Annotated in this window: 13 protein-coding genes; 9 read left to right on the top strand and 4 right to left on the bottom strand. The window is 60.0% G+C overall.

What is annotated here, in order from left to right; genetic code table 11:
* Positions 1-120 precede the first annotated feature (120 nt).
* Positions 121-1095: a GTP 3',8-cyclase MoaA gene (gene moaA, locus QVF59_RS06720; protein WP_287878237.1), complete on the bottom strand. Its 975-nt coding sequence runs from the start codon at positions 1093-1095 to the stop codon at positions 121-123.
* A gap of 254 nt (positions 1096-1349) precedes the next feature.
* On the opposite strand from moaA, the gene QVF59_RS06715 reads away from it, so the two are divergent.
* From QVF59_RS06715 to QVF59_RS06700, 4 genes are read left to right on the top strand one after another with little or no spacing between them, the layout of a single operon-like run.
* A complete protein-coding gene (locus tag QVF59_RS06715; RefSeq protein WP_159879701.1) occupies positions 1350-1817 on the top strand; it encodes a MarR family winged helix-turn-helix transcriptional regulator in 468 nt (155 codons plus the stop codon).
* Positions 1804-2349, top strand: a complete 546-nt coding sequence (locus QVF59_RS06710; protein ID WP_159879699.1) for a cytochrome b — start codon at positions 1804-1806, stop codon at positions 2347-2349. Before QVF59_RS06715 ends, QVF59_RS06710 begins: the two co-directional genes overlap by 14 nt.
* 25 nt (positions 2350-2374) lie before the next feature.
* Complete coding sequence (locus QVF59_RS06705; RefSeq protein WP_287878234.1) at positions 2375-2926, top strand: YceI family protein; 552 nt, start codon at positions 2375-2377, stop codon at positions 2924-2926.
* A gap of 21 nt (positions 2927-2947) precedes the next feature.
* A complete protein-coding gene (locus QVF59_RS06700) occupies positions 2948-3520 on the top strand; it encodes a YceI family protein (RefSeq protein WP_159879695.1) in 573 nt (190 codons plus the stop codon).
* Between the two features lie 82 nt (positions 3521-3602).
* Here the strand turns inward: QVF59_RS06700 and QVF59_RS06695 are convergent, their stop codons facing one another.
* The 3 genes from QVF59_RS06695 to smc all read right to left on the bottom strand — a co-directional run bounded on the left by QVF59_RS06695 (position 3603) and on the right by smc (position 9297).
* Positions 3603-4304, bottom strand: coding sequence for an energy transducer TonB (locus QVF59_RS06695; protein ID WP_287878233.1), 702 nt, complete (start codon positions 4302-4304; stop codon positions 3603-3605).
* A gap of 6 nt (positions 4305-4310) precedes the next feature.
* Positions 4311-5690: an MFS transporter gene (locus QVF59_RS06690; RefSeq protein WP_159879691.1), complete on the bottom strand. Its 1380-nt coding sequence runs from the start codon at positions 5688-5690 to the stop codon at positions 4311-4313.
* Between the two features lie 124 nt (positions 5691-5814).
* Entirely contained in the window at positions 5815-9297 is a 3483-nt protein-coding gene (gene smc / locus QVF59_RS06685) for a chromosome segregation protein SMC (protein ID WP_287878230.1), read from the bottom strand.
* A 143-nt stretch (positions 9298-9440) separates the two neighbouring features.
* Here smc and QVF59_RS06680 point away from each other — a divergent pair, with 143 nt between their 5' ends.
* The 5 genes from QVF59_RS06680 (at position 9441) to QVF59_RS06660 (ending at position 12328) form a co-directional block, all read left to right on the top strand.
* Complete coding sequence (locus QVF59_RS06680; protein ID WP_159879687.1) at positions 9441-10001, top strand: YqgE/AlgH family protein; 561 nt, start codon at positions 9441-9443, stop codon at positions 9999-10001.
* On the top strand, positions 9985-10422 hold the full coding sequence (gene ruvX, locus QVF59_RS06675; protein WP_159879685.1) for a Holliday junction resolvase RuvX: 438 nt from the start codon (positions 9985-9987) through the stop codon (positions 10420-10422). The genes QVF59_RS06680 and ruvX overlap by 17 nt, the downstream gene beginning before the upstream one ends.
* A 48-nt stretch (positions 10423-10470) precedes the next feature.
* Positions 10471-10947, top strand: coding sequence for a DUF3592 domain-containing protein (locus tag QVF59_RS06670; protein WP_159879683.1), 477 nt, complete (start codon positions 10471-10473; stop codon positions 10945-10947).
* Complete coding sequence (locus QVF59_RS06665; RefSeq protein WP_159879681.1) at positions 10940-11410, top strand: DUF3592 domain-containing protein; 471 nt, start codon at positions 10940-10942, stop codon at positions 11408-11410. The genes QVF59_RS06670 and QVF59_RS06665 overlap by 8 nt, the downstream gene beginning before the upstream one ends.
* Before the next feature lie 177 nt (positions 11411-11587).
* Positions 11588-12328: an S-methyl-5'-thioinosine phosphorylase gene (locus QVF59_RS06660; protein ID WP_159879679.1), complete on the top strand. Its 741-nt coding sequence runs from the start codon at positions 11588-11590 to the stop codon at positions 12326-12328.
* Positions 12329-12347: the final 19 nt, after the last annotated feature.

Here is a 12347-nt window from a genome sequence, read left to right as displayed (position 1 = left end):
ACACCGATCTGCAATTCGCTCATTAGGCCGTCCGCGTTAAGGCGAATAATTTGCCAATAGTATAACGAAAGCGGGCTGTTGCAGGCTATTGCTGGCGCAAAGTCGCAGCATTTGAGCGCATTAGCCGCCAGTCATCGACATAATGCGGATGAGTTTGCCTGGCTTTTCGCGAAATTCGTGGCGTTCCGGCTTCAGTTCGATGGCCTGGCGTATGGCCATTTCCAGTTGCGTATCGCTAATGCCCGCCCGCAGCAGGGGGCGCAGTTCGAAACGTTCTTCCTGGCCCAGGCACATATACAGCGTGCCATCGACTGACAGACGTACGCGGTTGCAACTGGCACAAAAGTGCTGGGAGATCGGGGTGATCAGTCCCAGGGTGAAGCGGCCATCCACGCTGCGCCAGTAACGTGCCGGGCCACCGCCCAGTTCACTGTGCTGTGGCAACAGACCAAAACGCTGGCGCAATTGTTCCAGCACCGGCTGCAAATCCAGAAAACTGGTGTTGCGACCACTCTCACCCATGGGCATGGCTTCGATCAGGCGCAGGATGAAGCCGTTTTCAATACAGAAAGCCACCATGGTTTCGATATCGGCCTCATTGATGTCCTTCATCGCCACCATATTGATCTTGATCGGCGAGAGGCCGGCAGCGCGTGCGGCCTGCAGGCCGGCCATCACCTGAGGCAGGCTGTCACGGCCGGTAATGCTGTTCACGCATTCGCGGCGCAGCGAATCCAGGCTGACATTCACCCGTTTTACGCCTGCGGCTTGCAGTGCAACGGCGTGCCGTGCCAGTTGGGTGGCGTTGGTGCTGAGTGAAAGGTCCTCAAGGCCGGGCAGGGTCGAGAGCCTGGCCGCCAGCTGGGGCAGGTTGCGACGCAGCAGGGGTTCACCGCCGGTCAGTCTGACCCTGCGTGTACCCAGCCGGGCAAAGGCGGCAACCACCCGTTCGATTTCATCGAAAGTCAGCCAGTTTTCCGGCTCTTCGAAGTCCTTGAAACCCTTGGGAATGCAGTAGCTGCAGCGCAAGTCGCAACGGTCCGTTACTGACAGGCGGAGGTAGTCGATGCTGCGGCCGAAGCGATCCTGCAGGATATTCATGTCAAGCAACCGGAATGAGAAGACACCAGGGTCTTGCTTTGGTGGGGGAGGTTCTGTTCAGAATAGCGCCAATTACTGCTTCCTGACAGATAGCGGGAATTATTTTCGTTTGCCTTGGTCAACTGCGGTTCGCCCTGTGTCATGGCAGACTTGTGTGTTTTTTGTCAGCAGATACGAGAGCTGTTCTCGTATGGCTTGCAATATTGTTCTAATGCGAACTATAATTGTTCGAACAAAAGGTTGGCGCAATGAGTCATGCAAAAAAGGAGCCGTCTCTGTCGGTCATTCGCGAGTTAGCCCGGACATTCCAGGCCTTTGAGCAATTGTCCGCTTTTCATATCCGGCAGATGGATCTCACCCCGCCGCAATTTGACGTGGTGGCGACACTGGGCAATACCCCAGGCATGAGCTGCAAGGAGTTGTCGGAGAAAACGCTGATCACCAAGGGCACACTGACCGGGGTGATTGATCGCCTGATCGAAAAGGGCATTGTCAGCCGCTGTGCGCAGGAACAAGACCGCCGCAGCGTGATGGTGGCATTGACGCCACAAGGCGATGCCCTGTTTCAGCAGGTTTTTCCGGAACATCTGGCCTATATGAAAACGGCGTTCGATTTGCTGGAGCCGTCAGACATGGATGTGCTTTGCCAGCAACTGGAGCGTTTGCGTGCAGCCTTTAACCAGGTTTTGGAGCAGAAGAAACATGAAATCGAATGAACGTTATGCCGTCCCTGCCATCGTACTGCACTGGCTGGTGGCTGCCCTGATCATCGCTACCTTCATCTGGGGGTTGGTGGTTGCCGGCATGCCGCTGTCACCGGCCAAGTTCAAATATATTGCCTGGCATAAGTGGGCAGGCATCACCGTGCTGGCACTGGTGGCAGTTCGCCTGCTGGTGCGTGTGCTGAAACGTCCGCCGGAATTGCCGGCGCACATGAATGGCGTTGAGCGGGTGCTGGCGCACGGTGGCCACCTGGCCTTATATCTGCTGATGTTTGCCGTGCCGCTGACTGGCTGGCTGATGAGCTCGGCCTATGGTTTCCCGGTGGTGTTGTTCAAACTGGTGCAACTGCCGGATCTGATCGCCCAGGACGAACAGCTGGCCGCCACGCTGAAAAGCGTGCATGAAACCCTGAACTGGATCATGGCGGCCTGTGTTGTGGGGCATGTGCTTGCCGCTATCAAGCACCATGTCATTGACAAGGACGGCATGCTGTATCGCATGAGTCTGCGTGGCCCGCGTCAATAAACCGATATCTCAAGTGAGAACAAGCATGAAACAACTGAAACTGATTCCGGTAGCGCTGCTGCTGGCAGCCCCCCTGTTGCAGGCCGCTCCGCTGGACGCAGGCAAGAGCCAGATCAACTTCACCATGAAGCAGCTGAATGTGCCGGTGACTGGCAGCTTCAAAAAATTCAGCGGCAATGTGGTGCTTGACCTGAAAAAACCGGAAGCCGGCAAGGCTGACATCAGCATTGATACCGCCAGCATCAGCCTGCCCACCGCCGAAGCCGTGGGCGAGGCGAAAAAGGCCGACTGGTTCAATGTGGCCAAATTCCCCACTGCGCGTTTTGTCAGCAGCAGCATCAAGAATCTGGGCGGCGGCAAGCTGCAGGTTGCCGGCAAGCTGAGCATCAAGGGCAATACGCGTGATGTGACTGCGCCGTTCACTGCACGTCAGGAAGGTGGTCTGACCGTGGTGGAAGGCGTGCTGCCGGTATCGCGACTGGCTTACAAGATTGGTGAGGGTGACTGGGCCGATACCGGCACGGTGGCCGACGAAGTGCAAATCAAGTTCAAAGTGGCCATCCCGGCCGGCAAATAAACACTCTGGAGAGTTGAAGTCATGATGAAGAAAGCCCTGTTCGCCGTTGCGTTTTCCGCCTTTGCTGGTGCTGCCCTGGCTGCTCCGGTTAGCTACAGCGTGGATCCCACCCACACCGTAGCCCAGTACGATGTACGCCACCTTGGCTTCTCGGTACAGTCCGGTTCCTTCACCAAGGCGGCAGGTACCGTGGTGCTGGATACCGAAGCCAAGAAGGGTTCTGTCGATATCACCATCGACACCAATTCGCTGCAGACTTTCCTGGCCGCACGCGATACCCACCTGAAGAGCAAGGATTTCTTCAATGTGGCCCAGTTCCCCACCATCACCTTCAAGTCTACCGACCTGAAGTTTGCCGGTGACAAGCTGACCGCCGTAAATGGCAACCTGACCATCCTGGGCGTGACCAAGCCGGTTACCCTGACCGTGACCAACTTCGGTGGCGGCAAGAACCCGATGAGTGGCCAGGAAACCTACGGTGCCAACGCTGAAACCACCATCAAGCGTAGCGACTTTGGCATGAAGACCTTCCTGCCGGCCATTGCTGACGACGTGACCCTGAAAGTGGCCATCGAAGCCGTCAAGGCACAGTAAGCTGTTATCAGCCAGTCAAATGAAAAAGCCCGCATCCTGCGGGCTTTTTCTATGATGACTCCCCATGTGTCGTGTTCACATATCAGGGTGACAGCACGAAGCTGACTGGCACCAGCAGGGTGGATTCGATGGCAACACCATCTTGCCGGGCCGGCAGAAAGCGCCATTCTGCTACTGCCAGACGGGCCGCCTCGTCCAGGCGGCGGCTGTGGCTGCTACTGACGATTTCCACCTGCAGCGCCTTGCCCTGGGTACTGACGCGGACCTTGAGCTGCACGCGCCCCTGCTCACCCAGCTCGCGTGAGCGCTCGGGATATGGTGCCTGCGGATTGTGCAGGTAAGCACTCTGATAGATGGCTGGTTGATTGTCGCTGCTGCCCATGCCGGTCGGTGAGCTGTTGGTGCTGTTGTCGCTTGTCGCGGTGACCGTGCCTGCCCGTACGGTGGCTGCACCTGCTCCCAGGCTAGGCGATGGTGTGTCGTGTGACTGAGCTGCCGGATTTGGCAGCGATCGAGACAGCATTGTCTGCCGCAATGGCTTGATAACGGTTTTTGCGGTCGGCATGCCCGCCCTGGCGGGAATAATCACTGGCGGATGCGTATTTGATTGGTTGGCGGGCAGCAATCGTAAATGCAGTGAGGGCAGCGGCAATGTCGGCTGCTTTGCCAGCAGCATATTGATTAATATCGCCAGCAGGGCCACGTGTACCAGCCCGGACAGTAACAGCGCAATGGATAGGGGCTGGCTGGAAGATGGCAAGGTGTCGGTCAGGTGCAATTTCATGAGTCATCAGCAGCGCATGCTGGCTGTGGGACGGGCATATTGCCACCATGCTACTGCCATGGAGACCAGATAAAAAGCCAGAAACAACATGAAGGCCGGGACAAAGCTGGAAAACCACTCCAGCGCGCTGCCAAATGCCTTGGGAATGAAAAAACCGCCCAGGGTGGCGGATACCGAACTGATGCTCATCGCGGCCACGCCGCGGCGGCCGCCTCGTGTGTAGGCATCGGCCACGCTTTCGCCGCTGAGTTTGGCCTGTCGTCCGGCTTCGATCAGGAATACCTTGGGGGAGAGCTGGTAGGACGAGCCATTGCCCACGCCTGCTGCAAAGAAAATCAGCTGAAAGGCAATCAGGAACAGACTGAAGCTGCCGCCGTCGTTATCACCGGGCAGGCTGGCCAGAATGCCCAGTGTGCCGATGGCCATCAGCAGATTGCACACCAGGGTGGTGATGCCGCCGCCAATGCGGTCGCCACACCAGCCGCCAATCGGGCGGGCCAGGGCGCAGATCATCGGACCCATGAACAGATAAGGTGTGGCATCTACCAGCGGAAACAGTGCATGGGCCAGCAGCGGAAATGCTGCGGAAAAGCCGATGAAGGTGCCGTAGCTGCTGAGGTAGAGCAGGCAGATATACCAGGTGTGCCGTTCCTTCATCATCAGCCACTGGTCGCGCAGGGTCAGACGCATCTTGGGCAGGTCGTGCGCATACAGCAGGCAGAAGGTGGCAATCAGCAGAATGGGCAGAATCCAGATATAGCCAGCGTTTTGCAGCCAGACGGGATGTACCTGGGCACCACGCCCCCAGATTTGCGGCTCGCCGGCCAGGCTGCCAAACAGCGGAGCGGCAATGGCCAGCGGTACCACGATCTGCACCACCGAAACTCCCAGATTGCCCAGGCCCGCATTCAGGCCCATGGCAAAGCCCTTGGCCGATTTGGGAAAGAAAAAGCTGGTGTTGGATAAGTGTGACGACGACGCGGCGCCGCCAATACCGCAGCAGGCGGCCACCAGCAACAGCAAGGGGAAAGGCGCGCTGATGTCCTGTACCAGCCAGCCGACGCCTAGCGCCGGAATCAGCAGGAACAGGGTGGAAATGCCCAGCCAGGTGCCGCCGCCCACCCAGCTCCAGATGCAGGCGTAAAACAGCCGCATGATGGCCCCCACCAGCGGTGGAATGGACACCAGCAAAAACTGCTGCTGGCCGGTCATGGCAAAGCCGACGGCCGGCAGATTGCTGACGACAATGCTCCACATCATCCACACATTGAAGTTCAGATGTAGTGCCAGGGTGGAAAGCAGCAGGTTGCGGTTGGCAATCCTGCGTCCGCGGGTCAGCCAGAAAATGATGTTTTCCGGCTCCCAGCGCTTGATGCTGACGGTCATGCCAGAGGCCCCAAGGAAGAAAAATCGCAGCCTGTCTGGCTGCAAGTCGCGCAGTATGAGCGCCACTAGCAGAGGATAGATTGCGATGTATCAACTGGGCTACGCAGAAACTTGCGTAGATGCGTCATGCAATTTCGCGCATCTTCAGGGCTTCCACGATATCCACCGCCACGATGCGGCTGACCCCCTGTTCCTGCATGGTCACCCCCACCAGTTGCTCGGCCATTTCCATGGTGAGGCGGTTGTGCGAAATATAGAGGAACTGGGTGCGTTCTGACATCTGTTTCACCAGATCGCAGAAGCGGCTGGTGTTGGCATCGTCCAGCGGCGCATCCACCTCGTCCAGCAGGCAGAACGGTGCCGGGTTGAGCGAGAACAGCGAGAACACCAGGCTCATGGCGGTCAGGGCTTTTTCACCGCCGGACAGCAGATGGATGGTGCTGTTTTTCTTGCCCGGCGGCTGGGCGATGATTTGTACTCCGGCGTCCAGCAAATCTTCACCGGTCAGCACCAGCTCGGCGCGACCGCCACCAAACAGGGTGGGGAAGAACTCGCGCATCTTGGCATTCACCGCTTCGTAGGTGCTTTGCAGCATCTGGCGGGTTTCACCGTCGATTTTCTGAATGGCTTCTTCCAGCGTGGCCATGGCCTGATTCAGGTCTTCGGCTTGACTGCCCAGGTATTCTCCACGCTTGCGGGCTTCTTCCAGTTCTTCCAGTGCCGCCAGATTGACTGCGCCCAGCCCTTCCAGTGCCCGGGCCAGGCGGGCGATTTCGGCAGCCAGCACATTGGGCTTGATGGCGTCGGTAAGATCGGCCAGCAGTGCGCTTTCATCGGCCTGGGCTTCTTTCAGCTCTTCGGCAAAGCGCTCCATCGCCAGCCTGGCTTCCTGATGCTTGAGCAGCCAGTCGGAGCGACCTTCGCGCAGCGCCGGCAGGGCAGAATTGATGTCGTGCTGGCGTTGGGTAAGCTGGCGTAGCTGCTCGGTTAGGCCATTTAGCTGGTCGCGGGTGGCGGCAAGGGCCGCTTCATGTTGCTCGCGCAGTTCGATAGCCAGTTGCATGGCTTCTTCCGGCACGGTTTCATCAACTGTTTCGGCTTCTTCGGCCAGGGTTTCCAGCCGTTCGGCCAATTGCTGGTCACGCTCTTCCAGTTCTCTGGCGCGGCGTGCCAGTTCGGCGGTTTTCTGTTCGGCGGTGTGTAGCTCCAGGCGGATTTCATGCAGCTGGCGCTCGGCATCGCGCGTTTTGTTGCGCGCCAGTTGCAGCCCGGTTTCGGCGTTCAGCCGATCCAGCCTTACCTCTTCCAGCTGTACCGCCAGCTCTTCCAGCGTCATGGCAGATTCTTCGCCCAACAGCTCGCTTTCCTCTATTTCCAGCTGGGCGTGTTGCTGTTCCTGTTGCATACGCTGGCGCTCAGCCTCGATGAAGCTCAGGCGGGCGGCACCCTGGCGCGCGGCTTGGTCTAGCTTGACGTGCTCCAGCGTAACGGCATTGAGTTCTGCTTCCAGCCGGGTGAGCGCGCCTTTTTGTGCGCGTACGGCTTCGGCCAGCATGCCATTCATGCTTTGCAGCGATTCGCGGCGCTGTTGCAGGCGGTCGATGGCCGGCTGCAGCTGTTGCTGACGGGAATGGGCTGCATCCAGCAGCTGTTTGCGTTCCATTACGCCACTACCGCTGGCCGCACTGTAAAAGTGGATGCTGCTGGCACTGACCCGATGCCCGTGCGGGGTGAGCAGGCATTGTCCGGCCTGCAGTTGGCTGCGCCGGCTGATGGCCTGGGCCAGGTCTTCCGCCAGGTAAACACCGTCCAGCCAGTCGGCAAGGGCGGCATCGAACGGGGCGCTGGCGCTGAGCTGGTCGAGTAGGCGTGGCCAGTCCTGTGTCGGCGCGGCGGCTGGCGGGCGCTGGCCATCCACCAGGGTTAGCGCGGCAGGGGGAGGCTGAACGCCCTGTGCGGCACGGGCGCTCAGCCGCTCGCCCAGCACGGCTTCCAGCGCTGTTTGCCATTGCGGGTCTACCTGCACTGCCTGCCACAGTTGGGGTGCGGCTGCCAGGCCCTGCTCCTGCAGCCAGTCGCCCAGCTTCTCGCCGGCGGCTTCGCGTTCCAGCACTGCCGTCAGCGCGGCGACTTCGGCTTCGGCGCGCGCAAGTTCGGCGCGCTGGCTAGCCAGTTGTTCGTCCAGTTTTTCGCGTTCGGCGGCAAGGTCGGCCAGCTTGGCTTCATCGGCCACCACGCGGGCGCGCACGGCGTCCAGTGCGGAGCGGGCGCGTTCTACTTCGGCCTGGGCGGCCGCTTGCTGGGCGTGATCCGGCAGGTTCAGTTCGGTCAGCTCGCGTTGCAGGGCTTGCTGGCGGCTGGCCAGTTGTTCCAGTGCGCGGCGCTGGTGTTCCACCTTTTGCCGGGCCAGGTCGCGTTCGCGGGTAAGGTTGGCCTGCTGGGCCAGTAGTTGTGCTTGTTGCTGATCCTTGGCGCGGAATCCGGCTTCGGCTGCGGGAAGCAGGTCGGCACCGTCCTCCAGTGCCATCTGCGCTTCTTCCAGCCGCATTTGCGCTTCTTCGCGCCGGGGAAGCCAGTCGTCCAGCTCCATGCCAGCCTGGTGGCGGTTTTCTGCCAGTTGCTGGCGTTCATTGCGGGTGGTGGCCAGTTCGCGTTCGATACGTACATGGTTTTGCTGGCGGTGGCGTTGCTGTTCTTCCAGTCGTGCCAGTGCGGCATTGGCTTCGAACAGGCGCTGCTGCGCTTCGTGCACCGCGTCGCTGGCGGCATAATGGCTTTCGCGCACCGTTTCCAGTTCGGTATCCAGATGGGTGAGCGCCGCTTCCATGGATGCTTCTTCGGTTTCAATGCGCGATAGCTCGGCGCGGGCATGGGCTTCGTTGCGGCTCGCTTCTTCGCGCCGGGCCAGCGCCAGCAGGTTCTGCTTGTGGGTGAGGGTGCCGCGCAGGTCGTGGTACTGGGCGGCTACTTCGGCTTGCTCGCTCAGGCGCTCTACCTGGCGTTCCAGTTCCTGGCGCAGGTCTTCGATGCGCTCCAGGTTGGCGCGGGTATCGGCAATGCGGTGTTCGGTTTCGCGGCGGCGTTCCTTGTACTTGGACACCCCGGCGGCTTCTTCCAGATAGGCGCGCAGTTCTTCCGGCCGCGCTTCGATGATGCGCGAGATCATGCCTTGTTCGATCACCGCGTAGCCTCGCGCACCGACGCCGGTGCCGAGGAACAGATCGGTGATGTCACGGCGGCGCACTTGCTGGTTGTTGATGTAGTAGCTGGACTCGCCTTGGCGGGTCAGCACGCGTTTGATGGCCACCTCGGCATATTGGCCCCACGGCCCGGTGAGCTGGCCATCTGCATTATCGAATACCAGCTCTACCGAGGCGCGGCTGACCGGTTTGCGGGTGGAGGAGCCGTTGAAGATCACGTCCTGCATCGACTCGCCGCGCAGTTGCTTGGCGCTGGATTCGCCCAGCACCCAGCGCACCGCGTCAATCACATTGGATTTGCCACAGCCATTGGGGCCGATTACCGCCACCAACTGGCCGGGGACCGGAATGCTGGTGGGGTCGACAAAGGACTTGAAGCCGGACAGTTTGACGTGGGTGAGGCGCAAGGTGTTCTCGCAAGGTAAAGTAAAGCAACGGCGGCATTTTATCAGGGTGGCGGATTTTGTTTGCTTTTGCTGCAGGACAAGCAGGGTGAGACAGTGCCGGGCTGCAAGAACTTTTGTCAGATTTGTTGTGCCATAATGCCCATATGGAACCGTTATCGCTTACCGATCACTTTCTGATTGCCATGCCCAATATGGCAGACCCCCTGTTTGCGCGCGCGCTGGTCTACCTGTGCGAGCATGGCGATCACGGGGCCATGGGCCTGATTGTCAACAAGCCTTCCGGCATCGCCATGGCGCAGCTGTTCGACCAGATCGACCTGCCGCTGGATATCGATCCCTTGCGTGGCGAGTCAGTGTTTTTTGGTGGACCAGTCCAGCCGGACCGGGGCTTTGTGCTGCATGCGCCCGCCGGGCATTGGCAGTCCAGCCTGGTGGTGAAGGACGACATGGCCCTCACCACCTCCAAGGATGTGCTGATTGCCGTTTCTGAAGGTCGGGGTCCTGTGCGCATGCTGATTACCCTGGGCTATGCAGGTTGGTCGGCAGGACAGCTGGAGCAGGAAATCAGCGACAACGGCTGGCTTACCGTCAAGGCCGATCCGGCCATTCTGTTTGATCTGCCGGCAGAGTCCCGCTACGACGCCGCCATGGCCTTGCTGGGTTTTGACCCATCCTTGCTGTCCGGAGATGTCGGTCATGCCTGAGGGAACGGTACTGGCTTTTGATTTTGGCGAGCGGCGCATTGGCGTGGCCATGGGTGAAACCATGCTGGGCATCGCCCATCCGCTGCTTACCATCGATACCGAAATCACCGATGCCCGCTTTGCAGCCATCGGCAAGCTGATTGAAGAGTGGTGTCCGGCCCAGTTGGTAGTGGGTCTGCCCATGCACCAGGACGATACCGAACATCAGATGACCCAGCTGGCGCGGCGCTTTGCCAATCGGCTGAAAGGGCGCTTTGGCCTGCCGGTGTGGCTGGTGGATGAGCGCCTGACCTCGGTGATTGCCGAATCCATGCTGGCCGAGGCCGGTGTGCGTGGCCGCAAGCAAAAGCCGGCGCTGGATCAGGTAGCCGCCCAGGCCATTCTTGCCACCTGGTTCGAGAGCCACGGCATTGCCGTCTAGATTCCTTCCACTATGCATCTTTCTCCCCGTTGGCAAACTTCTGTCCTGATGCTGGCTTTCTTGCTCAGCCTGTCCGGGCTGGTCAGCCTGATGCTGGATCCGGCTCACAGTGCCCGTCACTGGCAGGCTGCGCCGGGTCATGTGGAGTCCAGTCGCATTCTGGTTATCAGTCCGGAAAACCACCCGGACCAGATACGCTGGGAGCCTTATGTGCAGTACTTGTACACCGTTAATGGCGAGGTATATCACGCAGATCAGCTGTATGCCCTTGCCACGGCTTTGCCTGGCGATCACAGCAGTGCCGAAGACATCACCCGCCGTTTTCCGGCAGGCAAAGCCGTGGTGGTGTACTTCAATCCACAGGAGCCGGGCCGTGCGGTGCTGATCCGCGAAGGGGACAGCAGCATCGGCAGCGGTCAGTTCATCCTGGGAGCGCTCAGTACCTTGTTTGGCTGGGCATTGCTGGACCGGCTATTGCAGCGCTGGCGTCATGGACGTCGCCACCGGGTGGCCGCGCATGGTTGAAAAACTGCTGCAGTGTCTGATGCTGCTGGCCGGGCTGGTGGCGTTTGCCTACCTGTGGTGGCTAGGGGCCAAGGGTGACGCTTCATCCGGCTGGCCCAGTGCGGTGGGCAGTGTGCAGGAAAGCCGGCTGGAACAACGGCAGGTGAATGCCGGCGGAGACCGCGATAATACCTGGGAGTATTTCCCGCACATCCGTTACCAGTATCAGGTGCAGGGCCGGGATTACCAATCCGCCAACCGCCGCTTTCCCAATCCGGGCTATAGCCGCAGTCAGCAGGAGGTAGCCGACATCCTGGCGCGCTATCCGGCAGGCGCGCAGGTGCGGGTGTATTACAACCCGGCCAATCCGGCCGAAGCCTGTCTGGAAACCGGTCAGCACTGGACCGCCTGGGTCGGCAAGGCAATTGCCTTGCTGATTGTCATGGTTGCCGGCTGGCTGCTGTGGCGGGGCTCTGATCAGTGAACTGACTGCCGGCCTGCTTCAGCCTTATCCCTTGGTCGGCCGGATTGCCTTGCCGCTGGAAATATCCGTCAGCAGGATAAAGCAATTTATCCCCTCGTCCGATTCAGCCATAATGCGAGTAAAACCAAGCTGCATGGCGTTTGCATCGCTGCCGTGCCATTACAAGGGGGACCGACTATGTTGGCCATTATCGGGGGCAGCGGTCTAGCCAAGCTGCCCGTTCTGGAAGTGACCCACCGTCAGGTGGTGAGAACGCCTTATGGCGACCCATCCTGCGCATTAACATTCGGCCATATCGGCCAGCAGAACGTGGTGTTCATCGCCCGTCACGGCCACGGCCACTCACTGGCACCGCACGAAATCAACTACCGCGCCAACATCTGGGCGCTGCACAACCAGGGCGTGAAGGGCATCCTGTCCATTGGCTCGGTTGGCGGCATCCGTGCCGACATGGGGCCGGGAACGCTGGTGGTGCCGGACAACATCATCGATTACAGCTGGGGCCGCAAGCACACTTTCTTTGATGGCCCGGAGCGGCCGGTGGTACATGTCGACTTCAGCAACCCCTATGACGACTGCCTGCGCAGCAAGGTGATAGAGGCGGTCAGCGCCACCGGCAAGCCCGCAGTGAACCAGGGCATTTATGCCTGCACCCAGGGCCCCAGGTTGGAGACGGCAGCGGAAATTCTCAGGCTGGAGCGTGATGGTGCCGATATTGTCGGCATGACCGGCATGCCGGAAGCCTGCCTGGCCCGCGAGATAAACCTGCCTTACGCCCACCTGTGCCTGGTAGTGAACTGGGCGGCAGGCAAGGGCGGAACGGCTACTGTCGATTTCGACCCGGCCACGGCGGAGGCGGGGATGAATGATGTCACCGCGGTATTGCTGGCCTTGCTGTCTGCCAGCCCCTCTGTGTGATCATGCCCCGGTTTCGCTG

Source organism: Aquitalea sp. (assembly GCF_030150775.1).
GTDB classification, from domain to species: domain Bacteria; phylum Pseudomonadota; class Gammaproteobacteria; order Burkholderiales; family Chromobacteriaceae; genus Aquitalea; species Aquitalea denitrificans.
Note: the sequence above shows the minus strand (reverse complement) of the source record. Positions and strands in the feature narration are given on the sequence as shown.